Here is a 23,282-nt window from a genome sequence, read left to right on the forward strand (position 1 = left end):
TGGGAGGCTTTGAAGGCGTGACGCCAGTTGCGCTGGAGCCGTCCTTGAAATACCACCCTTGTATGTTTGATGTTCTAACGCAGGGCCCTGAATCGGGCTCGCGGACAGTGCCTGGTGGGTAGTTTGACTGGGGCGGTCTCCTCCCAAAGAGTAACGGAGGAGCACGAAGGTTGGCTAATCCTGGTCGGACATCAGGAGGTTAGTGCAATGGCATAAGCCAGCTTAACTGCGAGACGGACAGGTCGAGCAGGTACGAAAGTAGGTCATAGTGATCCGGTGGTTCTGAATGGAAGGGCCATCGCTCAACGGATAAAAGGTACTCCGGGGATAACAGGCTGATACCGCCCAAGAGTTCATATCGACGGCGGTGTTTGGCACCTCGATGTCGGCTCATCACATCCTGGGGCTGAAGTCGGTCCCAAGGGTATGGCTGTTCGCCATTTAAAGTGGTACGCGAGCTGGGTTCAGAACGTCGTGAGACAGTTCGGTCCCTATCTGCCGTGGGCGTTGGATGATTGAAGGGAGTTGCTCCTAGTACGAGAGGACCGGAGTGAACGAACCTCTGGTGTTCGGGTTGTCACGCCAGTGGCACTGCCCGGTAGCTAAGTTCGGAATCGATAACCGCTGAAAGCATCTAAGCGGGAAGCGAGCCCTGAGATGAGTCATCCCTGACCCCTTGAGGGTCCTAAAGGGCCGTTGGAGACCACAACGTTGATAGGTGGGGTGTGTAAGCGCGGCGACGTGTTGAGCTAACCCATACTAATTACCCGTGAGGCTTAACCATACAACACCCAAGAAGTGTTTCTGGCCTTGTGACAAATACGAAACTACTTACATCAGCTTTCTCAGATTGAAGATTTTGCCTGGCGGCAATAGCGCAGTGGAACCACCTGACCCCATGCCGAACTCAGAAGTGAAACGCTGTAGCGCCGATGGTAGTGTGGCATTCGCCATGCGAGAGTAGGACACTGCCAGGCACCCAACACGAAAAACCCCGCTCATTTGAGCGGGGTTTTTTAATGCCTGAAATTCTTCATCCCTTCCATTTTCTGTACGTTACGCCCCTTCGACCCGCTCCGCACAGGGCAGCACCATATTGACGACGCCATCTTCCAGCTGGATATCGATCTTGAAGCCGAGTCGCCTGGCCAGGTTGATCATGCCACGGTTGCTGGGCATGGTCATGCCCGACAGCTGAACTATGCCGCGCTCTCTGGCATAGCGCACTATCTTCTCCATCATCAGCTTGCCAAGCCCCAGCCCTTTCAGGTCGGAGCGCACCAGGATGGCAAACTCGGCGTCGCTCAGATCCGGCGTCGAGATAGCGCGTACCACCCCTAAGATCTGCTCTTTCCGTTCCCCATCCTGTCCCACGGCGACAAAGGCCATCTCCCGGTCGTAATCGATCTGGGTCATACGGGCCAGCTCCTCATGGCCCAGCTCCCCTACATCGGCGAAGAAGCGCTTGTACCTGTCTTCGTCGGAGACTTGCAGCACGAACTGCTTGTGGGCCGGTTCGTCCTCCGGCCGGATCGGGCGAAGCAGCATATGGCTCTGATCCTTGAGCCAGGCGCCCTCCTCCAGCTCGGTGGGATAGGGACGAATGGCCAGCGGCAACATCGGTTGCCCCTTTTCCATCAACACCAGGCGGGCATCCAGGATCACCATCTCTTCGCCGCAGGCCTGCAGCGGGTGCAGATCCAGCTCCTGGATTTCGGGGAAGGCCAACAGCAGCTCGGACAGTTGGCACAACACCTGGCCGAGGGCGTCGATATCGAGCCGTACCGGGCTGGCCTGCTCGCGGATCTTGCCGTCCTTGAGGGCGCCGATGATCTGGTAGCGCGCCAGCGCCTGGTTGAGGGGCGGCAGGGCGGCGACCATCTCGCGGGGCTCGGCGCCGGACTCCCCTAGCAGGATGACGGGGCCGAACACGGGATCCTGCTGCAGGCGGATCCGCAGCTCCAGCCCGCCGCTGCGGCGGGCCATGCGCTGTACCAGCAGGCCCTCGATGCGGGCGCCGGGATCGTGCTGGCGTACCCTGTCCAGGATGGCGTCCGCCGCCTGGGCGACCTCCGCCGAGGTGCGCAGATTCAACATGACGCCGTGTACTTCGGACTTATGGGCGATGTCGGGGGAGCGCAACTTCACCGCCACCGGGTAGCCTATCTGCTCCGCCGTCAGGGCGGCCTCGATGGCATCGGAGACAATCCAGGTGGACAGGGTGGAGAGCCCGGCGGCCTGCAAGATGGGGTGAGCGAGGTGGGTATCCAGCACGCGCTGCTGGCGATCCAGCGCCTGCCGGAGCAGTTGCTGGCAGCGCTCGACATCGAGCCTGTCCCCGTGCAGAGAGGCCGGGGTTTCCATCAGCTGCTTCTGGTTGCGGCGGTATTCCACCATGTGCATGAAGGCGGTAACGGCACTCTCCGGAGTGCGATAGGTGGGGATCCCCGCCTCGTTGAACAGGCGACGCCCCTCCTGGGCGGAGTATTCCCCCGCCCAGTTGGTGAGGATGTTGAACCGCCTGGCCCTGGGATGCTGCCTGATAAAGGCGATCAGCTCGTGTGCCAGTGTCACACCGCGGGCGGTCAGCGATGGGGCGTGGATCAGCAGGATGGCGTCGGCGCCCTCCCCTTGCAACAGAGTTTCCAGCGCGCTCTTGTAGGCCTCGATATCGGCATCGCTGCCGATGTCGAGGGGCGGCATCGCCAGCTTGCCCCCCCGAGACAGCAGGACGTCTGCTGCCATGTTGGCGAGGCCGCGTCCATTGGAGAGGATGGCGAGCCGCTCCCCCTTGAGCGTCAGGGAGTGGCTCAGGGTCTCGACGGTGGCAAACAGCTCGTGGGTGTCCCGCACCCGCAACATGCCGGCGCGGCGGATGGCGGCGTCATAGACGTTGTCGAGGCCGTTGGCCGGGTCGTGCCGGCCGCTCTTGAGCACCAGGATGGGCTTGTTGCGGGAGGCGGCGCGGGCGGCGGAGAGAAAGTGCCTCGCATCGTGCAGCTTGTCCATGTAGATCAGGATGGCGCGGGTTGCCCCGTCGCGGGAGAGCTGATCCAGCAGTTGACCGAAGTCGATGTCGCAGTGATCCCCGAGGGAGATGAAGGCCGAGAAGCCGAGCTCGCGCTGCTTGGCCCAGTCGAGGATGGTGGTGCTGACTGCAGCGGACTGGGAGAGAAATGCCACCTGCCCCGGGGTGGCGGCGATGGGCGAGAAGCTGGCGTTGATCCCCTGGCCCGGCAGCAGCATGCCCATGCTGTTGGGGCCGAGCAGGCGGATGCCGTACTGCCGGCACAGCTCTCTGAGCCGTTGGCGCTCGTCACCGGAGAACTGGGCAGCCAGTATGATGGCGGCCCCGGTTCCCTTCTTGCCGAGCTCCTCGATAAGCGGCAACACCCGTTCGCGCCGGGTGCAGACGATGGCGAGATCCGGCGCTAGGGGCAGGCTGGCGATATCGGGATAGGCTAGTACCCCTGCGACGGCCTGGCTGTGAGGTGCAACCGGCAATACGGGGCCCTTGAACTGGCCTGCCAGCAGGTGCCTGATGACCACATGGCCGGCCTTCTGCGGATCGCCGGAGGCGCCGATGACGGCGATAGAGTGAGGTTTGAAGAGGCGATCCAGGCCGCTTGGTTTCATGGGCACTCCTCGTGGCGACCCCCGGGGCGAGGGTGACGGATGGTGCCAGTCTAATACGCTTTGCGTGCGCGATCTGTGACCGATTGCGGATCACGACCGGGCCAGGGCATTGGCGCGCAGATAAAAGCGCAGCTCGCCCTGAATGCATTGCACCGTGGCCAGGTGCCTGTCCTGCAAATAGATCTCCTGTTCCCGATCGAGTTCATGGCGCTGAACCCCGAGGCTTTGCAGATATTCTGCGAACAGGATGGCACTGCGGATTTCGACAAGATGCTGGCTCACGCTCTATCCCCTGATGGTGGCTGGATGTGGCGGCCAGTCTCTCCTCTTCTGCGCGACTTTCATACTGACACATTTGACACCGACCCGTTGCGGGCTCAGCGTGCACCGTTCTGGCCGCGCGCCGTATCCCAGAAGGCGCGGATCAGCGGCTCCTCCAGCCGTTTCTTCTGTACGGCGATGCCCACATCGAATGGCTTGAGGGCGGGTTTGGGCTCGACGATACGCACCTTGTCCCCCATGGGACTGTGATCGATCACGGCGGCGGGAACCACGCCAACGCCAAAGCCGAGCGCCACCATGGCGACTATGCCCTCGTTGCCCGCCACCTCGGCGTAGAGGTTGGGGGCTATCCCCTTGTTGCGCAGCCACTGATCGCAGCGTTTTCTGGCCAGCCCCTGCTCGGAGAGGATCAGGGGCAGCCTCTCCCAGTCCGGCTCGCCCTGCTGGAACCACTGGCTCGACTGCGGGGCGGCCCGGGGGGCGATAAAGACCAGCGGGACTTGCTGCAGGCTGGCAAATTCCAGCTTGGAGGAGAGCGCGTCCGGCCGCGCGGCGATGGCCAGATCGGCTTCGTCCGCCAGGATCTTGTCCACCGCCAGCGCCGGGTCCCCGGTTTCCAGCTTGATCTCCAGCTGGGGATAGCGGCGGCGGAAGCGTTCCAGCACTTCGGGTAGCAGGAAGTAGCTTGCAGTCACCGAGCAGAAGACCCGCAGCCGGCCCTGCAGCGGTTCGTCGCTGCGCTTGAGCTCCTGTCTGAGTCGGCGCCACTCCTGCAACAGGCTGCCGCCAAACTCCCGCAGCTTCTCGCCCGCAGGGGTGAGCCGCACCGAGCGATTGTCCCGCTCGAACAGCACGCAGCCGGTCTCCTGCTCCAGCCGCTGGATGGCGCGGCTCAGGGTGGAGGGGCTGACCGCCATGGCGTCGGCGCTCTTGCCGAAATGGAGGGAGTCGGCGAGGTGGAGAAACAGCTCGAGATTGCGAAGATCCATCTTTCAATTCCTGCTAAGGCGTGTAGTGGCGACGGCGTTCGTGGTTCCTTGCGCCCTGTGGCGGCGAAACGGGGCGAGATTGCGGCGTCTCACATTTCAATAAATGCAACGTACTGTTTCGAATATATCAGTTCAGGCAATAAGTGTCCCACGCTATAGTGGTTTGGACAACGCCGTTACCCGGCATGGAATCAATCGAACGGAGCAATCACCATGGCTAACTATTTCAACACCCTGAACCTGCGTCAGCAGTTGGCCCAGCTGGGCAAGTGTCGTTTCATGCAGCGCGAGGAGTTCGCGGACGGCTGCAACGTGCTCAAGGGCAAGAAGGTGGTGATTGTGGGCTGTGGTGCCCAGGGTCTGAACCAGGGCCTGAACATGCGCGACTCCGGGCTGGACATCTCCTACGCCCTGCGCAAGGCCGCCATCACCGAGAAGCGCGCCTCCTGGCAGAAGGCCACCGACAACGGCTTCGCGGTCGGCACCTATGAAGAGCTGATCCCGACCGCCGATCTGGTGCTGAACCTGACCCCGGACAAGCAGCACTCCGACGTGGTGAAAACCGTGATGCCGCTGATGAAACAGGGCGCCGCCCTGGGCTACTCCCACGGCTTCAACGTGGTGGAAGAGGGTCAGCAGATCCGCGCCGACCTCACCGTCGTGATGGTGGCGCCCAAGTGCCCGGGTACCGAAGTGCGTGAAGAGTACAAGCGTGGTTTCGGCGTGCCGACCCTGATCGCCGTGCACCCGGAGAACGACCCCAAGGGCGAGGGCATGGCCATCGCCAAGGCCTGGGCCTCCGCCACCGGCGGCGACCGTGCCGGCGTGCTGGAATCCTCCTTCGTGGCGGAAGTGAAATCCGACCTGATGGGCGAGCAGACCATCCTGTGCGGCATGCTGCAGGCCGGCTCCCTGCTCTGCTACGACAAGCTGGTTGCCGAAGGGACCGACCCGGCCTATGCCGGCAAGCTGATCCAGTTCGGCTGGGAGACCATCACCGAAGCCCTGAAGCAGGGTGGCATCAGCCTGATGATGGACAGGCTCTCCAATCCGGCCAAGCTGCGTGCCTTCGAGCTCTCCGAGCAGCTCAAGACCCTGATGCGCCCGCTGTTCGAGAAGCACATGGACGACATCATCGCCGGCGAGTTCTCCCGCGGCATGATGGCCGACTGGGCCGAGGATGACGTCAAGCTGTTCACCTGGCGCGAAGAGACCGGCAAGTCCGCCTTCGAGAATGCCCCGGCCTATGCCGGCAAGATCGCCGAGCAGGAGTACTTCGACAATGGCGTGGTGATGGTGGCCATGGTCAAGGCGGGTGTCGAGCTGGCGTTCGAGACCATGGTGGCCTCCGGCATCTATGAAGAGTCTGCCTACTACGAATCCCTGCACGAGCTGCCGCTGATCGCCAACACAGTTGCCCGCAAGCGTCTGTACGAGATGAACGTGGTCATCTCCGACACCGCGGAGTACGGCAACTATCTGTTCGCCAACGCCGCCGTGCCGCTCCTGCGCGAGCACTTCATGCCGACGTTGCAAGCGGGGGATCTGGGCAGTGCCCGTGCCGAGAGCAAGGCCGTGGACAACCTGGCGCTGCTGGCCGCCAACGAGGCGACCCGCAATCACCCCATCGAGAAGATCGGCCAGACCCTGCGCGGTTATATGAAAGACATGAAGCGCATCGCAGTCGGCGGCTAATCTGGCATGACCCGCAACGATGCCAGGTGCGAGAAGATCGGCCAGACCCTGCGCGGCTGCATGAAGGACATGAAGCGTATCGCCGTCGGCGGTTAAGCCTTCACCGCGCTGTATCAGAAGGGGCGGGGGTGACGATCCCCGTCTTCTGGCTGGCTTAGACACCTGGCCAGATCTCCAAAGGATGGCAACGCCGGTATCCGGCAATAAAAAGCCCCGCTCATCGAGCGGGGCTTTTGCGTTCAGGAAGGCGTGAGCGATCAGGCCTTCCAGGCTTTCCAGGTGTTGATCAGACCGTTGGTGGAGGCGTCGTGGCTGGTGACGGCCTCGTCGTTGCCCAGCTCCGGCAGGATCTTGTTGGCCAGCTGCTTGCCCAGCTCCACGCCCCACTGGTCGAAGCTGAAGATGTTCCAGATAGCGCCCTGCACGAAGATCTTGTGCTCGTACATGGCGATCAGGGAGCCGAGGGTTTTCGGGGTCAGCTGCTTGAACAGGATGCTGTTGGTCGGGCGGTTGCCCTCGAACACCTTGAACGGCACCAGATCCTTGACCTGCTCCAGCGTCTTGCCGGCGGCCAGGAACTCGGCTTCCACCGCTTCCTTGCTCTTGCCGAAGGCCAGTGCCTCGGTCTGGGCGAAGAAGTTCGCCAGCAGTTTCGGATGGTGATCGCCGATGGGGTTGTGGCTGATGGCCGGCGCCAGGAAGTCGCAGGGGATCAGCTTGGTGCCCTGGTGGATCAGCTGGTAGAAGGCGTGCTGGCCGTTGGTGCCCGGCTCACCCCAGATGATGGGGCCGGTCTGGTAGTCGACCGGGTTGCCGTCGCGATCCACGTACTTGCCGTTGGACTCCATGTTGCCCTGCTGGAAGTAGGCGGGGAAGCGGTGCATGTACTGATCGTAGGGCAGGATGGCCTCGGATTCGGCGCCATGGAAGTTGTTGTACCACAGGCCGATCAGGGCCAGCAGCACCGGCACGTTCTGCTCATAGGCGGCGGTTGCGAAGTGCATGTCCATCTCGAAGGCGCCTTGCAGCAGGGCTTCGAAGTGCTCGAAGCCGAGGGAGAGGGCGATGGGCATGCCGATGGCGGACCAGGAGGAGTAACGACCGCCGACCCAGTCCCAGAACTCGAACATGTTGTCGGTGTCGATGCCGAACTCGGCCACGGCCTTGCCGTTGGTGGAAAGGGCGGCGAAGTGCTTGGCGACGTGCGCCTTGTCACCGGCGTGGCCGAGGAACCAGTCGCGGGCGGTCAGGGCGTTGGTCATGGTCTCCTGGGTGGTGAAGGTCTTGGAGGCCACCAGGAACAGGGTGGTTTCCGCATCAATCTTTTTGAGCGTCTCGGCGATGTGGGTGCCGTCGACGTTGGAGACGAAGTGCATCTCCAGATGGTTTTTATAGGGACGCAGCGCCTCGGTGATCATCACAGGGCCGAGATCCGAGCCGCCGATGCCGATGTTGACCACGTGCTGGATCGGCTTGCCGGTATAACCCTTCCACTCGCCGCCGATGACCTTCTCGCAGAAGCCCTTCATCTTGGCCAGCACGGCGTTCACTTCCGGCATCACGTCCTTGCCATCCACCTCGATGGGGCGGTCGGAGCGGTTGCGCAGGGCGGTGTGCAGCACGGCACGCCCTTCGGTCATGTTGATCTTGTCGCCGTTGAACATGGCGTCGATGGCGCTGCGCAGGTCGGTCTCGTTGGCCAGGCTCACCAGCAGCTTGAGAGTCTCCTCGGTGATCAGGTTCTTGGAGTAGTCGACCAGGATGTCGCCACCGAAGGTGAGGGAAAATTTGTCGAAACGCTTCGGATCCTGTGCGAACAGATCCTTGAGCCGAGTCTCTTTGTTAGCTGCAAAGTGGGCTTCCAGCGCCTGCCAGGCCTGGGTCCGGGTTGGATTGATGTTTTTCATAGGATTATCAGTCTTCCAAGTTGTGTTTGAACCTTGCAGGCAAGGCCCCGCCAAACCTTATTATTCGAGCACTATGCCGGGCCCATTATACCGGGCTCATTGTGCGGTCCGTGTAACAGAGCTTTACCAATTGTCTGTCGTCGAAGGAGTTTACAACCAAAACGCGGTGATTATGAGTCACCCATGGCGGCCGGATCTTGCGTTTGCGCATGCTTGGCACGGCTTCTCCCGGGTGAAAGGGCTTTCAGTCCGGGGTCGGGGAGGCGCAGCCTCCATCCCGGTGAAAGGCCCCAGACAATACACCTTTTCGTCGATTTTATGCGCAAACGCAAACTTGCTCCGTCCGGAGCCGGTTATCATCCGGTCAGATGGACGATGCTCCCAGGGATGGCTGTTGGAACGAGGAGATCGACATGAAACGCGTACTGTCCCTGTTTGCCCTTAGCCTGATTGCCACCGGCCTCATCGGCCTGCTGACCCTGGCATTGACCACGGCCGCCCCGACCCTGGAGATGCGGGTGCTGGCGGTCATGGGGGCCGTGCTGGGTGGCTATGTGCTGGTGCAGCCGTTGCTCAACCGGTTGGCACACCGGCTGGTTTGAGTGCGGCCCGGCCGCGGGTTGCCCACGGGAGGCCCGTAGCCGATCCCGGTGGCCGGCTCGGCCGGGATCCACAAACAACAATGCCAGCCCGAAGGCTGGCATTGGATCACCACGCCGTGCGAATTACTGCGGCTTTTGCATGTGCATGACCATCTGCGGGAAGGGGATCTCGATGCCTTCGGCGTCGAAGGTCAGCTTCACCTTCTCGTGGAAGTCGAACCAGACACCCCAGTAGTCGCCGGTCTTGACCCAGGGGCGCACGACTATGTTGACCGAGGAGTCGGCCAGGGCGGCGACGGCGATGGTGGCCTCGGGATCCTTCAGGATGCGTGGCTCTTCGCTCACCAGACGCTCCAGGATCTGCTTGGCCTTGCGCAGGTCGGAGCCGTAACCGATGCCGAAGGTCATGTCGACGCGGCGGGTGTCCATGCGCGAATAGTTGACTATGGTGCCGTTGAGGATGGCGGAGTTCGGCACCACCACCATCTTGTTGTCACCCGAGGTGAGGGTGGTGGTGAACAGCTGCACAGATTGTACGACCCCCGCTGTCCCCGCGACCTCGATAAATTCCCCCGCCTTGATGGGGCGGAAGATGATCAGCAGGAAACCGGCGGCGAAGTTGGAGAGGGACCCCTGCAGCGCCAGACCGATGGCCAGGCCGGCGGCACCTATGATGGCCACGAAGGAGGCGGTCTGTACCCCGACCCTGCCCAGCGCGGCAATCACCACGAACACCAGTATGGTGTACTTGAGGATGCTGCCGACGAAGTGGGTGACTGTGGTATCCAGCTTGCGGCTTTGCATCACCTTGACCGCGCCACCGCTGAGGATGTTGGCGGCGATGTAACCGATCAGCAGGGTGAGCAGGGCGGCGGCGATGTTGACCGCATACTCGATGATCAGTCCCTGGTTGTTGACCAGCCAGGTCTGTGCTTCGGTAATGATCTCGGGTTCCATAAGGTATCCTGTTGCTCTAAAGGTGGATGGCGCGTGAATCTAACACCGACGCGCGACAGCCTGGGTCGCATCTGGTGCTCATCATTTCTTTTGTGCCACAAAAAACAAGGGAGGCCAAGGCCTCCCTCCGTGTTCCAGTCCACCTGCGTCGGGTGATCCGGCCCTTTGACTCAGCTTTGCAATAGCTGGCTGCGCATAAACTGCCACTGGTCTTCAAACCCGGCGGTGGGCTTGAGCTTGAACTCGGGGCGGACGCATCGGGTGATCCGGCCCTCTGACTCAGCTTTGCAATAGCTGGCTGCGCATAAACTGCCACTGGTCTTCAAACCCGGCGGTGGGCTTGAGCTTGAACTCGGAACGGACGAACTGGCTGATGCGGCCCTCCGCATAGGCGAGCAGCAGGTTGGCCAGCATGGTCTCGTCGAGCTGGAAGCCCTGGCCTTCCCGTAGCCGCTTCTCCCGCAGCGCCTGTTTGAGCTGGGTTTCCAGCTTGTCGAACAGGATGCTGATGCGATCCCGCAGCCGATCGTGCTCCCCCAGCAGGGCGTCGCCGTTGAGGATGCGGGTGATGCCCGGGTTGCGCTCGGCGAACACCAGCAACAGCTGCAGTATGTGGTGGCAGCGGGCCATGGTGTCCTTCTCTTCGGCCATGATCAGGTTGACCCGTGACAGCAGGGAATCCTCGATGAAGTCGATCAGCCCCTCGAACATCCTCGCCTTGCTGGGAAAATGCCGGTAGAGGGCCGCCTCGGACACGCCCACCTCGGCCGCCAGGCGTGCCGTGGTGATGCGCTGGCCCGGGCTGGTTTCCAGCATGTGGGCGAGTGCCTGCAGGATCTGATCGCGCCGACTCTGTTTCTGGTTACTGCTTGCCATGGATTCCCCTAAAAAAACAATGGCTTGATTCTGTTATTTGGCACCGGCCCCGGGGCCGGTGTGGTCTTGTTATTGGCGACCAGAAGAACCAAACCCGCCTTCACCCCGTTCACTCTGATTGAATTCGTCGACCAGCTGGAAGCTGGCCTGGACCACCGGCAGGATCACCAGCTGGGCGATGCGCTCGCCGGGCTGCATGGTGAAGCTGTCGTTGCCGCGGTTCCATACCGAGACCATCAGCTGGCCCTGGTAATCGGAGTCGATGAGGCCCACCAGGTTGCCCAGCACGATGCCGTGCTTATGGCCGAGACCGGAGCGGGGCAAGATGGTGGCGCACAGACCTGGATCCTGGATGTGGATGGCAAGCCCGGTCGGCACCAGCGTGGTGTCGCCGGGGGCCAGGGTCAGCGGGGCATCCAGCAGGGCGCGCAGGTCCATGCCGGCGGAACCCGGGGTGGCGTAGGCGGGCAGCGGGAAGTCGGTGCCGATGCGGGCATCCAGGATTTTCAGTTCAATTTGTGTCGTCATGAATATCGTTCAATTGGATCGCCGGGCGATCGGGTGGTTCAGCGGGTGCCCGCGGGGCACCCGGCATGTTCAACGGGCCCGGGAGAGGGCTTAAGGTCGATAGTGGCGTGCGATCAGGGCGACCAGATGACGAGCCAGCGTCAGCTTATCGGCCAGGGGCAGTGCGGCTTGACCCCCCTGCCAGAAGACGGTCAGGGCGTTGTCATCGGCATTGAAGCCCTGGCCGGCACGGGACACATCGTTGGCGGCGATCATGTCCAGCCGCTTACGTCGAAGTTTGTCGAGGGCGTATTGTTCCACATCCACGGTTTCGGCGGCAAATCCGACGGTGAAGGGTTTGTCTGACAAGGCTCCCACATCGGCGATGATGTCGGGATTCTTGACCAGGGTCAGCGCCATCTGGTCGTTGTCGCCGCTCTTCTTGATCTTCTGGCTGGCCACCTGGGCGGGGCGATAGTCCGCCACGGCGGCGCAGCCGATGAAGAGGTCGCACTGGCCGACCCGGCTCATCACCGCCTCATGCATCTGCAAGGCGCTCTCCACGTCGACCCGCTCAACCCCCAGGGGCGTTGGCAGGGCGACCGGGCCGCTCACCAGGGTCACCTCGGCGCCCGCCTCACGGGCGGCGCGGGCGATGGCATAGCCCATCTTGCCGGAGCTGTGGTTGCTGATGTAGCGCACCGGGTCCAGCGCCTCGCGGGTCGGCCCCGCGGTCAGCAGCAGCCTGACCCCCGCCAGCAGCGGTTCGGCGGCGAGCTGCTGGCAGCAGCGCTCCACCAGGTCGAGGGGATCCAGCATGCGGCCCGGGCCCACGTCGCCGCAGGCCTGGCTGCCGGAATCCGGCCCCCACAGCAGGATGCCGCGGCCGGCCAGGGTCTTGAGATTGGCCTGGGTGGCGGCATTGCGATACATCTGCTGGTTCATGGCGGGCGCCAGGGCGACCGGTGCCGGGGTGGCCAGGCAGAGGGTGGTGAGCAGCTCGTCCGCCATGCCGGCGGCCATGCGCGCCATCAGGTTGGCGCTGGCGGGGGCGATCAGCACCAGATCGGCCCACTTGGCCAGCTCGATGTGACCCATGCCCGCCTCGGCGGCCGGGTCCAGCAGGCTGTCGGCCACCGGGTGACCAGAGACGGCTTGCAGGGTCAGCGGGGTGATGAACTCCTTGGCGGAGCGGGTCATCACCACTCGCACCTCGGCCCCCTGATCTTTCAGGCGACGTACCAGTTCGGCACTCTTGTAGGCGGCGATCCCGCCACTGACACCCAACAGGATGCGTTTATCGGCCAATCTCATCTGCTGCATCTCTTCCGGCTCACTCTGACTGGTCGGGTAAGATAGCACAGGCGATGGACGGCGACAGAGGCTGACATGGGGGAGTTGTGGTCGGGCTCCCGCGATTCTTTGCTATGTTTTCTCTCAACAGCAATGAGGGAGAGACAAATGAGCATCAAGGAGTGGCCAGAGGATGAGCGCCCGAGGGAGAAGCTGCTGCGGCGCGGGGCGACGGCGCTCTCCGATGCCGAGCTGCTGGCCATCTTCCTGCGCACCGGGGTCAGCGGCCTGAGCGCGGTGGATCTCTCCCGCCAGCTGCTCAGCCAGTTTGGCTCCCTGCGGGCGCTGCTCGGGGCCGAGCAGCAGGCCTTCTGCGGGGCTCATGGGCTGGGGCCGGCCAAGTATGCCCAGTTGCAGGCGGTGCTGGAGATGGGCCGGCGTCATCTGGCCGAGCAGCTGCAGCGGGGAGAGGCGCTCACCTCGCCCCAGCTGACCCGGGACTTTCTGCAGGCCCAGTTGCGGGATCGCGAGCGGGAGGTGTTCGCCCTGTTGCTGCTCGACAACCAGCACAGGGTGGTCCGGTTCGTCGAACTTTTTTACGGTACCCTGGACTCGGCGAGCGTCTGGCCCAGGGAAATCGTGCAGATCGCGCTCAAACATAATGCAGCCGCCGTGATTCTGGCGCATAATCACCCGTCCGGCGTGGCCGAGCCCAGTCGGGCGGACCGCCAGATCACGGATCGGATCTTGGCCGCCCTGGCCCTGGTCGATATCAGAGTGCTTGATCACCTGGTGATCGGTGATGGCATCACGGTTTCTTTCGCAGAGCGTGGTTGGTTGTGACTGGGCTCTGGCACTGTATTAGTTGATCTTTGATCACGGATGCTGTATAAAATGCCGCCTTCTGTTTGCCCCGCAATCGAAGGCCAGCGGGGCAGATATTTGCTCGAGCAATGAAGTAAGATTTGGAGAGACTGACATGTCTAGAGTATGCCAAGTAACCGGCAAGCGCCCGGCAGTTGGTAACAACCGTTCGCACGCTAACAACGCTACCAAGCGTCGTTTCCTGCCGAACCTGCACACTCACCGTTTCTGGGTTGAGAGTGAAAAACGCTTCGTGAGCCTGCGCGTATCCGCAAAAGGCATGCGTATCATCGACAAGCGCGGCGTTGAAGTGGTTCTGGCTGAACTGCGTGCCAGCGGCGTTAAGGTATAAGGAATTAGATCATGGCTAAAGGTATTCGCGATAAGATTCGCCTGAACTCCAGCGCCGGTACTGGTCACTTCTATACCACTACCAAGAACAAGCGCACCATGCCCGAAAAAATGGAGATCAAGAAATTTGATCCCGTGATTCGTCAGCATGTGATCTACAAAGAAGGCAAAATCAAGTAATTACTTGGTTTCGCTGCAAAAACCCGGCCTAGTGCCGGGTTTTTTTATGGCTGGAATTCAGTACACTGCCGGTTCGAAGGGAGGCTAGCCATGTTCAAACTGAGCCGCAAAGGCTGGAACAACGTGATCATCGTGGTCGTGTTGATCGTCATTACCCTGCTGCACCGGCTGGAGCAGGCCCAGCAGGAGAACAGCGCCCAGCGACCGCGTCCGCTGTTGCCGGAGAACGCCGTGGTGCTCACCTGGCAGGGGCCGAGCTGGCAGATAGAGCGCATCGGCCAGGGCTGGCGCAGCGGGCCGGATCTCGGGCTCGACAGCACCCGGCTGGCCGCCCGCATCGAGGCCTGGCAGGGCTGGCTGCTGCCGCCCGGCGAGGCCGTGCGCGGCACGCCGGTGACCCTCAAGATCTGGATCGCCGGTCAGAGCGATCCCGTGGAGGTGGGGCTCTATCAGGATGACGGCAAGTTTGCCGCCCTGCTGCCTCCCTCGACCTGGCTCAGCCTGAGCCAGGCGCAGTATCGTGACCTGATGCGTCCCACCCCCTGAACCCTGCTCTGAGCGAGAGGCCCGTTTATGCCCGAATTACCGGAAGTCGAAGTCAGTCGCCAGGGGATCTCGCCCTGGCTCACCGGCATCAAGGTCACCCGAGTGGTGGTGCGGGACGGCCGGTTGCGCTGGCCGGTGCCCGGCGAAATCCAGGAGCTGGTGGAGCTCGTCATCCACCGGGTCCGCCGCCGCGCCAAATACCTGCTGCTGGAGACCGACTTCGGCACTGCCATCCTGCACCTCGGGATGTCCGGCAGCCTGAGGGTGCTGGACATAGGCACCCCGGCCGAGAAGCACGATCACGTGGATATCGAGCTGGCCAACGGCAAGCTGCTGCGGCTCAACGATCCGCGCCGCTTCGGTGCCCTGCTGTGGACCCGCGAACCGGCCGAGGCCCACGCCCTGCTCGCCAAGCTGGGGCCGGAGCCGCTCACCGACGCCTTCAGCGCCGACTACCTGCGGGAGCGGGCCAGGGGGCGCAGCACCGCCATCAAGCAGTTCCTGATGGACAATCACGTGGTGGTCGGGGTGGGCAACATCTACGCCAACGAGGCGCTCTATGCCGCCGGCATCCACCCCAAACGGGCGGCAGGCAACATCAGCGCCGAGCGGCTGGGCACCCTGGTGAGCGAGATCAAGCGAGTGCTGGCTGAAGCCATCCGCCAGGGGGGGACCACCCTCAAGGACTTCACCAGCGCCGACGGCAAGCCGGGCTATTTCGTCCAGCAGCTGCAGGTCTACGGCAGGGGCGGCCAACCCTGTTTCCACTGCCACACCGTGCTGACCGAGGTGAGGATGGGCCAGCGCACCACGGTGTTCTGCTCCCACTGCCAGCGCTGAAAGGCCGATTGTTGAGCCGGGATCGGCCAAGTTGTAAGAGAGTATTGCCAGTCTGTTGAAGCCGCGTCAGCCCATGACTACCATCTCGCCAGTTCAGGCTGCGAGGTAACAAAAATGACAGCTAAATCAATAGACTGGGATCATTTATCCCGGCAGGGGCACTATTGCGCCCAAAAAATGGCCCGCTTCCTCTATCCCGACGACAGTGTCCGCAAGACCTTCAATCGCGGCAAGTTCGTGCTGCGCAGCCTGCTCTACCGGCCGCAGCTGAACCGGGTGTTCGAACTGTTTCAGACCGAACCCCTCAGGGCCCTGCCTGCCCACCACCCCGAACTGCTCGACAAGCCGATACGGCCCTATCGGTTCGCCTGCTCGACGGTAAACCAGAGGGTCAGGATGGTGGAGGATCACTACCGCCTGTTGCTGGGCCTTTATCCCGATCTCATCGACCCGCTCTATCTGGGGGAGGGGATCGAACTCGGCCGCTATCCCGAGGGGGATTATCGCATCGTGCTGCGCCACGACGGCACCTTTCGCCGGGAGGCGGAGCTGGCTCTCTCCATCGTCAGCGAGAAAGGCGAGCGGCTCTACAGCTGCGCCTTCTCCCTGGCGGGCAACGAGCGCGAGCTGGCGCTGGTGATAGGGTCGGTGCAGGGGCCCGAGCCCAGTGTCGCAGAGCCCCAGAGGCAGGTGCGGGCCCTGACCAGGGCGGGCCACGGCCTGAGACCCAGGTCGCTGGTGGTGATGCTGGTGCTGGCGCTGGCCGGAGCCATGGGGGCAAGCCGCGTCTCGGCCGTGCGGATGAGGGCGCACATCTTCCAGGCCAGGCGTTACAGCAAGAAGAAGAAAGCCTGCCTGCAGGCGGATTATGACGCCCTGTGGCAGGAGTTTGGCGCCATCGATCTGGACAGCAACTTCGTGCGGCTGCCGCCAGCCCAGCGCAAGCCGCTGGAGGAGATCGCCTCCAAGAAGAGGGCCATGTACCGGCGCCGCTACGAGTGGCTCGATCTGCTGGTACAGGGGATGGCCGGGCAGTTTGCCCGCCAGTAACCGGCAAGCTGGCCGTGGTCAACACAACGAGACTAATACAACAAGGGCTACCCGCGGGTAGCCCTTGTGCATTGTTGCCGGTGGGGGAAGGGGTCACCCTTTCTGCTTGGCGGCGATGGCCTGGGCCACCGCGGGGTCGACGAACTGGTGGATGTCGCCACCGTGCAGCGCCACCTCCTTCACCAGGGTGGAGGAGATGAAGGAGTTCTCCTCCGCCGGGGTGAGGAAGACGCTCTCCAGTTCCGGCATCAGGCGGCGGTTCATGTTGGCCAGCTGGAATTCGTATTCGAAGTCGGAGACGGCGCGCAGGCCCCGGATCAGCACGTTGGCCTGCTGCTCCCTGGCAAAATCCACCAGCAGGCCGGAGAAGCCGACCACCTTGACGTTGGGGAGGTGCGCCGTCACCTGGCGGGCCAGCTGGACGCGCTCCGCCAGATCGAACAGGGGCCGCTTGCTCGGGCTGTTGGCGACCCCGACCACCACTTCGTCAAACAGTCGGGCGGCCCGGCCGATGAGGTCGGTATGGCCATTGGTGATGGGGTCGAAGGTGCCGGGATAGATTACCTTGTTGGTCATGCTGGTGATTCCTGAAGCCGGAAAGTTGGTCGCATTATAGGGGCTGTTGCCGGTCCGGTGCGACTGCGATGGCGCGGATCCTGGCGTGAGCCCCCTGCTTCGTCCGCACAAATCGGGGCCCCGTGGCGTCTTCGCTTGAGAATAGCCCTGCATCAGGCAAGAATACCCGCATCGCGCATCAAGCCTCCTTCATTGGTGACAGGGAGCATAGGGATTTTTTATGAAACGTATTCTGGTAGTCCGCAATGACAAGATTGGTGACTTCATGCTGGCCTGGCCGAGCTTTGCCATGCTCAAGCGCTCCATGGAGTGTCATGTGACTGCCCTGGTTCCCGCCTACACGGCGCCGCTGGCCCGCCTCTGCCCCTGGATCGACGAGATCATCCTGGATCCGGGTGCCCGGGCCGACAAGGAGCAGCAACGGGCCTTGCTGGCGCGCATCAAGGCGGCCGCCTTCGATGCCTCCATCTGCCTCTTCTCCAACACCCGCAATGCCAAGCTGGTGTGGCAGGCGCACATTCCCTACCGGCTGGCCCCGGCCACCAAGCTGGCCCAGGTGCTCTACAACCAGCGCCTGGTGCAGCGCCGTTCCCGCTCCCAGAAGCCGGAGTACGAATACAACCTGGATCTGGTGCGCCGCTTCCTCGCCGACCAGCACCAGGCGGTGGTGGAGCCCCAGGGGCCCTACCTCGGCTTCGACCCCGAGAGCCTGCAACAGGTGCGCGAGCAGGTCGCCGCCCGTCTCAGGCTCGACGCCAGCCGCCCCTGGCTGATGGTGCACGCCGGCAGCGGCGGCTCGGCCAACAACCTCTCCATCGAGCAGTACTCGCGCCTCATCATCAAGCTCAACCAGGCCTGTCCCGAGTTGCAGTGCGTGCTGACGGCGGGGCCGGGGGAGGAGGGGAAGGCGGAGCAGCTGGCGGCCGAACTGCTGGCCCATGGGGGCAACGGCTGGATCTATCGCTCCGACGAGGGGCTGCCGAAGTTCTGCCAGGTGATGGCCAATGCCGCCCTGTTCGTGGCGGGCAGCACAGGGCCGCTGCACATCGCCGCGGCGCTGGACGTGCCGACCGTCGGCGTCTTCCCGGCGCACCGCTCCGCCACGCCGCTGCGCTGGCGACCCCTCAACAGCGAGGGGCGCCATCTGGCGTTCAGCCCGCCGGAGGACAGCGATCATCCGGATGACATGAGCCAGCTCGATCCCAAGGCCATGGCGGCGGCGATCGCCCGCTGGGCGCCGCCGTTCTGGCGCGCCGAGGGCTGAGAGCGAACACAGGAAATGCAGACAGGGCCCCGAGGGGCCCTGTCTCGTCACGGGAGCTGCCGACGGGCAGCCAGGGTTTGCTGGTGGCTTACTTGCCAGCCTGATCCGGTGCCTGGGGCTGCTGGCGGATCCAGCGAGCCGGTCTTTGCACGGGGCCGATTACTTGTCGGCCTGCTCCGGCGCCTGGGGCTGCTGGCGGATCCAGCGAGCCGGTCTTTGCACGGGGCCGATTACTTGTCGGCCTGCTCCGGCACCTGGGGCTGCTGGCGGATCCAGAGGTCCGCGTACTTCACGAAGGTGGAGTGGGCGGAGAGGATGGCCAGCAGCAGTCCCTGCTTGCCGTCGAGGAAACCGGCCTTGAGCAGGTACATCTTGAGGAAGCAGCCGACGGCGTGCACCAGCCCCTGGCCCAGGGATCCCTTCTTGCCGCGGGCGGTGCGCTGATCGGCCCAGGCGCGGGCGTAGCCGGCGGATTTGACCAGATAGTGCTCCAGATCCCGGTAGGTGTAGTGGAGCAGGTCGCCGTGCAGGTTGACGATCTTCATGTTGGCGCGTACCTCCACCTTCTCGTGCACCAGCGCCTCATTGTAGCCGGTCAGCGCCTTGGGGTAGAGGCGCAGCACCCGATCCGGGTACCAGCCGCTGTGGCGGATGAAGCGACCGAACACCCAGGAGAGGCGCGGGATGGAGTAGATGGTGTCGCTGGCCGGGTTGGCCATGACGTCCTGGATGGCGCTCCTGAGCTCGGGGGTGAGCCGCTCGTCCGCGTCCAGCCACAGCACCCAGTCGGACTGGACATGGGACTGGGCGAGGCGGCGCTGGCGGCCGAAGCCGGGCCAGGCCGTGTTGACGAAGAAGCGGGCGCCGAACTCGGCGGCGATGGCGGGGGTGTCATCCTGACTGCCGGAGTCGAGGACGACGATCTCATCCACCAGGTCTTCGAGGGAGGCGAGGCAGGCACGCAGGTTGTCGGCTTCGTTCTTGACGATCAGGACGGCCGCCAGGGTCGGTTTTTTCACAGGCAAGGGACTCTCATTGGCACCCGGCGGGCGGGTCATGCTCGGATTGGCGCCCATTCTAGCCTAAAACCCCGGCCGGGGCATGGGCTGGGCTCATTTGACCGGCCTGCCTGCCACCGTGGCATCTGGTGGCGCCAGCACGCCTCTATCGGGGCGGGAAAAGGCGCTTGTGTGGCTGAGCGGGCGCAGCGGATCCCGACAAAGAGGCTGTCCGGCGGGGCTGACGGGTATCTTCTGTTATTTCTTCTGCCTTTCTTGGGGCATAATCTCGCCCAGTAACGATCAACAGCCGGGCCAGCCCGAGAGAAGACGCGTGATGAAGATATTGGTGATCGGCCCCTCCTGGGTCGGCGACATGGTGATGTCCCAGAGCCTCTACAAGGCGCTCAAGAGCAACTACCCGGGCAGCGAGCTCCATGTGATGGCGCCGGCCTGGTGCGTTGCGCTGCTGGAGCGCATGCCCGAGGTGGACAAGGCCATCCCCATGCCGCTCGGCCACGGTGACTTCAAGCTGGGGGCGCGCCGCCGCCTCGGCAAGCAGCTGGCCGCCGAGCAGTACGATCAGGCCATCATCCAGCCCAACTCCATGAAGTCGGCCCTCATCCCCTGGTTTGCCAGGATCCCGGTGCGCACCGGCTGGAAGGGGGAGCACCGCTTCGGCCTGCTCAACGACATGCGCAGCAACAAGCAGGCCTTCCCGCTGATGGTGGAAGGCTATCTGGCGCTGGCCTACCCCAAGGGGCAGATGAAGAGCCGGGCCGACATCCCCGCCATTCCCCATCCCTCCCTGCACGTGGATCTTATCAACCAGGGCAAGGCGCTGGAGCGGCTCGGCCTGAATCGCGCCCGCCCCGTGCTGGTGCTCTGTCCGGGGGCCGAGTTCGGTCCGGCCAAGCGCTGGCCTGAGGGGCACTACGCCGTGGTGGCCCAGAAGCACCTCGACGAGGGCTGGCAGGTGTGGATCTTCGGCTCGGGCAAGGACGTGGAGGTGGCCAACACCATCCGCGATCGGATCAACCCCCTGTCACGCCCCAACTGCCACGTGCTGGCGGGCAAGACCAGCCTGCACGAGGCGATCGATCTGATGGCCCTGGCCGGTCGGGTCATCGCCAACGACTCGGGTCTGATGCACGTGGCGGCCGCCCTCAACCGGCCGCTGATCGGGGTCTATGGCTCCACCTCGCCGCTCTACACCCCACCGCTGGCGGACAGGGTCGAGATAGTCCACACCGACATCGAGTGCCGCCCCTGCTTCAAGCGCACCTGCAAGTTCGGCCACCTCAAGTGCCTGATCGAGCTGATGCCGGAGCAGGTCATCGAGGCTGGCAAGCGACTGGAGCGGAGCGAGCCGGAGGATCGGGTGATCGCGCTGCAGCCGGTGGCTCAGGCCGCCGACGGGGGCGAAGGCCGATAACATGATCTACCGGTTGCTCTACAACCTGCTGATCCACTTGGGGTTGCCCCTGGCGCTGCTGGCGCTCTACAAGCCCAGGAAAGGCAAGCCCGGCTTCGGCAAGCGCTGGGCCGAGCACCTGGGGCGGACACCTGCCACCGGGCAGGAGGCGCCGCTCTGGATCCATGCGGTGAGCGTGGGGGAGACCCTGGCCATCACCCCCTTCATCCGTGCCCTCAAGGCCGAGCGCCCCGAGCTGCCCATACTGCTCACCACCACCACCCGCACCGGTGCCGAACAGGCGGCCAAGCTCGGGGATCTGGTGGTGCACCGCTATGCGCCGCTCGACTACCCCTGGGCCGTCTCGGCGTTTCTGAGCACAGTCAAGCCCCGCGCCCTCTGGGTGATGGAGACCGAGCTGTGGCCGAACTGGCTGGCGGCCTGCGAGGCGCGCCACCTGCCGGTGACCATCCTCAATGCCCGCCTCTCGGAGCGATCCTGCCGGCGCTATGGCCGCTTCCAGGGCGCCTTCGATGCCCTCAGCCGGCCCCTGACCCACCTGCTCTGCCAGCATCAGGACGACGCGGATCGCTTCCATCGGCTGGGAATCGCGCGCAACCGGCTGGCGGTGACCGGCTCCATCAAGTTCGACATCCAGTTTGGCGACGAGGTGCAGGCCAGGGGCCGTGCCCTGCGCCAGCAGTTGGGGGAGGCCAGACCTGTCTGGATCGCCGCCAGCACCCACCAGGGGGAAGACGAGCAGGTGCTGGCCGCCTTCGAGCTGGTGATCAAGGCCCATCCCTCCGCCCTGCTGATCCTGGTGCCGCGCCATCCCGAGCGTTTCGATCGGGTGGCCGAGCTGTGCGCCCCCTACGGTTGCGTGCGGCGCACGGCGGGCAGTGCGGTCGGCGAGAGCGACAAGATCTACCTGGGTGACACCATGGGCGAGCTGCCGCTGATGCTGGCGGCGGCGGATCTCGCCTTTGTCGGTGGCAGCCTGGTGCCGGTGGGCGGTCACAACCTGCTGGAACCGGCGGCGCTGGGCAAACCCTGCCTGACTGGGCCCGTCTATTTCAACTTCAGCGACATCACCCGCCAGCTGGTGGCCCAGGGTGGCGCGGCCGTGGTGGCGGACGCCGAGGCGCTCGGCCACCGGGTGAGCACCCTGCTCGGCGATGCCCCTGCCCGCCGCGAGATGGGGGAGCAGGCCCGCGCCGTGGTGCTGCGCAATCAGGGGGCGCTGGCACGCACCCTGTCCCATTGCCTCGCCAGCCTGGAAAGTGACGACTGAGGCGGGGCGGTCTCGTGGCCGCCCCGCCAGCGCGTCTGCCAAACCCCGGGAGACAATGCGCGTCCCTTTCCTTTATGCTCTGCCCTTTGCCCCTGACCCTGTGATGCCCCGATGAACCGCGCTCCCCTGCTGTTGATGATACTGGTCACCCTGCTGGCCGCCGCCGGCTGGCTCTTCTCGAAAGAGGCGATCCGTGAACTGCCCACCGCCGCCTTTATCGGCAGCCGCTTCCTGCTGGCCGCCCTGCTGCTCTTGCCGCTCGCCTGGCTGCGGGAGCCGCCCCCCAGTGGCTCACAACTGCTGCGTGCCGCCGGCTGCGGCACCCTGCTCGGGGCCAGCCTGCTGTTTTGGGTTACCGCCATCAGCCAGAGCGAAGCCCTGGGCAGCGGCGCCTTCATCATGAGTGTGGCCACCCTGATGGCGCCGCTCGCCGCCTGGGCCGCCTTCAAGGCCAGACCCGGCCGCCACTACTGGCTGACCCTGCCCGTCGCCGTGGCCGGTCTGCTGCTGCTCTCCAGCAGCACCCACTGGGGGGTGTCGCTCTCCCTGTTCTGGTTTCTGGCGGCGGCCGCCACCCTGGGGGTTCAGCTCGCGGTGCACCGCCACTTCGCCCAGTCCATCCCTCCTACCTGGCTCACCTGCATCCAGCTGGCGGTGACCGGGTTGCTCGGCACCCTGCTCTCCCTGCTGACCGAGCAGTGGCCCGCCAGCATCGGCACTGGCATCTGGGGCTGGTTTGCCGCCAGCGTCCTGATCGCCACCACCTTGCGTTACTGGCTGCTCACCCATGCCCTGAGCCGGATGACCACGGCCCACGCCGCCCTGCTGATGCTGCTGGAACCGGTCTGGACCCTGATCCTCAGCACCCTCTTCTATGACGAGCCGCTGGGCCCCGCCAAGCTGGCCGGCGCCGGCCTGGTGCTGGGCGCTCTGGTGCTCTACCAGCTCCCCCTGCTGCTGCGCAGCCGCAGGCTGAAGTCACCGGTCTAGCCTGCACGGGCGACGAGCGTAAATGGTTCGGAAAAGCGAGAGGGTTTGCATGGCAGACCCTCTTTGCGTGATGGCGCATGTCGAGTTGGGCTGCCATCAGTCAGGCGGCTGATCACTGCGGGCAACGGGCATAAAAAAGCCCCCGCGTGGCGGGGGCCGGTGTATCGAGGAGGG

At 64.0% G+C, this 23,282-nt stretch carries 22 protein-coding genes and 2 rRNA genes (1 of these 24 only partly in view); 14 read left to right on the forward strand and 10 right to left on the reverse strand.

The annotated features are described in order from the left end of the window. Both I6L39_RS06990 and rrf read left to right on the forward strand, forming a co-directional pair. Nucleotides 1–784: ribosomal RNA gene (locus tag I6L39_RS06990) — 23S ribosomal RNA — on the forward strand; it begins 2,105 nt to the left of the window's first position. Nucleotides 785–862: 78 nt separating this feature from the next. Next, nucleotides 863–977 (forward strand): 5S ribosomal RNA (gene rrf / locus I6L39_RS06995). A gap of 79 nt (nucleotides 978–1,056) precedes the next feature. Here rrf and I6L39_RS07000 read toward each other — a convergent pair. From I6L39_RS07000 to ilvY, 3 genes are all read right to left on the reverse strand, one after another. Next, the gene (locus tag I6L39_RS07000) at nucleotides 1,057–3,636 is read right to left on the reverse strand and encodes a bifunctional acetate--CoA ligase family protein/GNAT family N-acetyltransferase (protein WP_216991405.1); all 2,580 of its coding nucleotides are present in this window, start codon (nucleotides 3,634–3,636) and stop codon (nucleotides 1,057–1,059) included. Between the two features lie 90 nt (nucleotides 3,637–3,726). Further along, nucleotides 3,727–3,918: a hypothetical protein gene (locus tag I6L39_RS07005; RefSeq protein WP_209794471.1), complete on the reverse strand. Its 192-nt coding sequence runs from the start codon at nucleotides 3,916–3,918 to the stop codon at nucleotides 3,727–3,729. Between the two features lie 95 nt (nucleotides 3,919–4,013). Further along, nucleotides 4,014–4,907, reverse strand: a complete 894-nt coding sequence (gene ilvY, locus I6L39_RS07010) for an HTH-type transcriptional activator IlvY (RefSeq protein ID WP_209794469.1) — start codon at nucleotides 4,905–4,907, stop codon at nucleotides 4,014–4,016. Between the two features lie 213 nt (nucleotides 4,908–5,120). On the opposite strand from ilvY, the gene ilvC reads away from it, so the two are divergent. After that, complete coding sequence (ilvC, locus tag I6L39_RS07015) at nucleotides 5,121–6,602, forward strand: ketol-acid reductoisomerase (RefSeq protein ID WP_216991406.1); 1,482 nt, start codon at nucleotides 5,121–5,123, stop codon at nucleotides 6,600–6,602. A 257-nt stretch (nucleotides 6,603–6,859) separates the two neighbouring features. Here ilvC and pgi read toward each other — a convergent pair whose 3' ends face one another. After that, entirely contained in the window at nucleotides 6,860–8,509 is a 1,650-nt protein-coding gene (gene pgi / locus I6L39_RS07020) for a glucose-6-phosphate isomerase (protein ID WP_216991407.1), read from the reverse strand. A 413-nt stretch (nucleotides 8,510–8,922) separates the two neighbouring features. Here pgi and I6L39_RS07025 point away from each other — a divergent pair, with 413 nt between their 5' ends. Continuing rightward, on the forward strand, nucleotides 8,923–9,111 hold the full coding sequence (locus tag I6L39_RS07025) for a holin (protein ID WP_209794463.1): 189 nt from the start codon (nucleotides 8,923–8,925) through the stop codon (nucleotides 9,109–9,111). 123 nt (nucleotides 9,112–9,234) lie between these two features. On the opposite strand, the gene I6L39_RS07030 is transcribed toward I6L39_RS07025, so the two are convergent. The 4 genes from I6L39_RS07030 to coaBC all read right to left on the reverse strand — a co-directional run bounded on the left by I6L39_RS07030 (nucleotide 9,235) and on the right by coaBC (nucleotide 12,765). Further along, a complete protein-coding gene (locus I6L39_RS07030) occupies nucleotides 9,235–10,068 on the reverse strand; it encodes a mechanosensitive ion channel domain-containing protein (RefSeq protein ID WP_209794460.1) in 834 nt (277 codons plus the stop codon). A 279-nt stretch (nucleotides 10,069–10,347) separates the two neighbouring features. After that, nucleotides 10,348–10,944, reverse strand: coding sequence for a nucleoid occlusion factor SlmA (gene slmA / locus I6L39_RS07035; protein ID WP_042078227.1), 597 nt, complete (start codon nucleotides 10,942–10,944; stop codon nucleotides 10,348–10,350). 69 nt (nucleotides 10,945–11,013) lie between these two features. After that, nucleotides 11,014–11,472 (reverse strand): dUTP diphosphatase, encoded by a 459-nt coding sequence (gene dut / locus I6L39_RS07040; RefSeq protein ID WP_010676116.1) that lies wholly within the window; start codon nucleotides 11,470–11,472, stop codon nucleotides 11,014–11,016. Nucleotides 11,473–11,562: 90 nt separating this feature from the next. Continuing rightward, nucleotides 11,563–12,765, reverse strand: coding sequence for a bifunctional phosphopantothenoylcysteine decarboxylase/phosphopantothenate--cysteine ligase CoaBC (coaBC, locus tag I6L39_RS07045; protein WP_216991408.1), 1,203 nt, complete (start codon nucleotides 12,763–12,765; stop codon nucleotides 11,563–11,565). A gap of 147 nt (nucleotides 12,766–12,912) precedes the next feature. On the opposite strand from coaBC, the gene radC reads away from it, so the two are divergent. From radC to I6L39_RS07075, 6 genes are all read left to right on the forward strand, one after another. Next, nucleotides 12,913–13,587 (forward strand): DNA repair protein RadC, encoded by a 675-nt coding sequence (gene radC / locus I6L39_RS07050; RefSeq protein ID WP_042078226.1) that lies wholly within the window; start codon nucleotides 12,913–12,915, stop codon nucleotides 13,585–13,587. Nucleotides 13,588–13,723: 136 nt separating this feature from the next. Continuing rightward, the gene (rpmB, locus tag I6L39_RS07055) at nucleotides 13,724–13,960 is read left to right on the forward strand and encodes a 50S ribosomal protein L28 (RefSeq protein ID WP_005307492.1); all 237 of its coding nucleotides are present in this window, start codon (nucleotides 13,724–13,726) and stop codon (nucleotides 13,958–13,960) included. A gap of 11 nt (nucleotides 13,961–13,971) precedes the next feature. Then, nucleotides 13,972–14,139 carry a 50S ribosomal protein L33 gene (gene rpmG / locus I6L39_RS07060; protein ID WP_005323752.1) on the forward strand — a complete coding sequence of 56 codons (168 nt, stop codon included), beginning with the start codon at nucleotides 13,972–13,974 and terminating at the stop codon, nucleotides 14,137–14,139. A gap of 90 nt (nucleotides 14,140–14,229) precedes the next feature. Next, entirely contained in the window at nucleotides 14,230–14,685 is a 456-nt protein-coding gene (locus I6L39_RS07065) for a hypothetical protein (RefSeq protein ID WP_216991409.1), read from the forward strand. Between the two features lie 27 nt (nucleotides 14,686–14,712). Further along, complete coding sequence (gene mutM / locus I6L39_RS07070) at nucleotides 14,713–15,525, forward strand: bifunctional DNA-formamidopyrimidine glycosylase/DNA-(apurinic or apyrimidinic site) lyase (protein ID WP_216991410.1); 813 nt, start codon at nucleotides 14,713–14,715, stop codon at nucleotides 15,523–15,525. 177 nt (nucleotides 15,526–15,702) lie between these two features. Next, entirely contained in the window at nucleotides 15,703–16,575 is an 873-nt protein-coding gene (locus I6L39_RS07075; RefSeq protein ID WP_216991762.1) for a VirK/YbjX family protein, read from the forward strand. Between the two features lie 93 nt (nucleotides 16,576–16,668). Here the strand turns inward: I6L39_RS07075 and coaD are convergent, their stop codons facing one another. Continuing rightward, nucleotides 16,669–17,151, reverse strand: coding sequence for a pantetheine-phosphate adenylyltransferase (gene coaD / locus I6L39_RS07080; RefSeq protein WP_216991411.1), 483 nt, complete (start codon nucleotides 17,149–17,151; stop codon nucleotides 16,669–16,671). A 220-nt stretch (nucleotides 17,152–17,371) separates the two neighbouring features. On the opposite strand from coaD, the gene I6L39_RS07085 reads away from it, so the two are divergent. Continuing rightward, the gene (locus I6L39_RS07085) at nucleotides 17,372–18,415 is read left to right on the forward strand and encodes a glycosyltransferase family 9 protein (protein WP_216991412.1); all 1,044 of its coding nucleotides are present in this window, start codon (nucleotides 17,372–17,374) and stop codon (nucleotides 18,413–18,415) included. A gap of 230 nt (nucleotides 18,416–18,645) precedes the next feature. Here I6L39_RS07085 and I6L39_RS07090 read toward each other — a convergent pair whose 3' ends face one another. Next, nucleotides 18,646–19,434 (reverse strand): glycosyltransferase family 2 protein, encoded by a 789-nt coding sequence (locus tag I6L39_RS07090; RefSeq protein ID WP_216991413.1) that lies wholly within the window; start codon nucleotides 19,432–19,434, stop codon nucleotides 18,646–18,648. 316 nt (nucleotides 19,435–19,750) lie between these two features. On the opposite strand from I6L39_RS07090, the gene waaF reads away from it, so the two are divergent. The 3 genes from waaF to I6L39_RS07105 all read left to right on the forward strand — a co-directional run bounded on the left by waaF (nucleotide 19,751) and on the right by I6L39_RS07105 (nucleotide 23,108). Next, the gene (gene waaF / locus I6L39_RS07095) at nucleotides 19,751–20,848 is read left to right on the forward strand and encodes a lipopolysaccharide heptosyltransferase II (RefSeq protein WP_216991763.1); all 1,098 of its coding nucleotides are present in this window, start codon (nucleotides 19,751–19,753) and stop codon (nucleotides 20,846–20,848) included. A gap of 1 nt (nucleotide 20,849) precedes the next feature. Continuing rightward, the gene (gene waaA / locus I6L39_RS07100; protein WP_216991414.1) at nucleotides 20,850–22,118 is read left to right on the forward strand and encodes a lipid IV(A) 3-deoxy-D-manno-octulosonic acid transferase; all 1,269 of its coding nucleotides are present in this window, start codon (nucleotides 20,850–20,852) and stop codon (nucleotides 22,116–22,118) included. A 111-nt stretch (nucleotides 22,119–22,229) separates the two neighbouring features. Then, nucleotides 22,230–23,108: a DMT family transporter gene (locus I6L39_RS07105; RefSeq protein WP_216991415.1), complete on the forward strand. Its 879-nt coding sequence runs from the start codon at nucleotides 22,230–22,232 to the stop codon at nucleotides 23,106–23,108. Nucleotides 23,109–23,282 lie beyond the last annotated feature (174 nt).

Source organism: Aeromonas sp. FDAARGOS 1409 (assembly GCF_019048705.1).
GTDB classification, from domain to species: domain Bacteria; phylum Pseudomonadota; class Gammaproteobacteria; order Enterobacterales; family Aeromonadaceae; genus Aeromonas; species Aeromonas sanarellii.

Bases quoted from the DNA above. Each gene is read 5' to 3' on its own strand.
- pgi (WP_216991407.1), bottom strand. From the start codon at position 8,509: ATGAAAAACATCAATCCAACCCGGACCCAGGCCTGGCAGGCGCTGGAA.
- I6L39_RS07085 (WP_216991412.1), top strand. From the start codon at position 17,372: ATGAAACGTATTCTGGTAGTCCGCAATGACAAGATTGGTGACTTCATG.
- I6L39_RS07030 (WP_209794460.1), bottom strand. From the start codon at position 10,068: ATGGAACCCGAGATCATTACCGAAGCACAGACCTGGCTGGTCAACAAC.
- rpmG (WP_005323752.1), top strand. From the start codon at position 13,972: ATGGCTAAAGGTATTCGCGATAAGATTCGCCTGAACTCCAGCGCCGGT.
- I6L39_RS07025 (WP_209794463.1), top strand. From the start codon at position 8,923: ATGAAACGCGTACTGTCCCTGTTTGCCCTTAGCCTGATTGCCACCGGC.
- waaF (WP_216991763.1), top strand. From the start codon at position 19,751: ATGAAGATATTGGTGATCGGCCCCTCCTGGGTCGGCGACATGGTGATG.
- radC (WP_042078226.1), top strand. From the start codon at position 12,913: ATGAGCATCAAGGAGTGGCCAGAGGATGAGCGCCCGAGGGAGAAGCTG.
- mutM (WP_216991410.1), top strand. From the start codon at position 14,713: ATGCCCGAATTACCGGAAGTCGAAGTCAGTCGCCAGGGGATCTCGCCC.
- I6L39_RS07065 (WP_216991409.1), top strand. From the start codon at position 14,230: ATGTTCAAACTGAGCCGCAAAGGCTGGAACAACGTGATCATCGTGGTC.
- rpmB (WP_005307492.1), top strand. From the start codon at position 13,724: ATGTCTAGAGTATGCCAAGTAACCGGCAAGCGCCCGGCAGTTGGTAAC.
- waaA (WP_216991414.1), top strand. From the start codon at position 20,850: ATGATCTACCGGTTGCTCTACAACCTGCTGATCCACTTGGGGTTGCCC.
- I6L39_RS07000 (WP_216991405.1), bottom strand. From the start codon at position 3,636: ATGAAACCAAGCGGCCTGGATCGCCTCTTCAAACCTCACTCTATCGCC.
- ilvY (WP_209794469.1), bottom strand. From the start codon at position 4,907: ATGGATCTTCGCAATCTCGAGCTGTTTCTCCACCTCGCCGACTCCCTC.
- coaBC (WP_216991408.1), bottom strand. From the start codon at position 12,765: ATGAGATTGGCCGATAAACGCATCCTGTTGGGTGTCAGTGGCGGGATC.
- coaD (WP_216991411.1), bottom strand. From the start codon at position 17,151: ATGACCAACAAGGTAATCTATCCCGGCACCTTCGACCCCATCACCAAT.
- dut (WP_010676116.1), bottom strand. From the start codon at position 11,472: ATGACGACACAAATTGAACTGAAAATCCTGGATGCCCGCATCGGCACC.
- ilvC (WP_216991406.1), top strand. From the start codon at position 5,121: ATGGCTAACTATTTCAACACCCTGAACCTGCGTCAGCAGTTGGCCCAG.
- slmA (WP_042078227.1), bottom strand. From the start codon at position 10,944: ATGGCAAGCAGTAACCAGAAACAGAGTCGGCGCGATCAGATCCTGCAG.
- I6L39_RS07075 (WP_216991762.1), top strand. From the start codon at position 15,703: ATGGCCCGCTTCCTCTATCCCGACGACAGTGTCCGCAAGACCTTCAAT.
- I6L39_RS07105 (WP_216991415.1), top strand. From the start codon at position 22,230: ATGAACCGCGCTCCCCTGCTGTTGATGATACTGGTCACCCTGCTGGCC.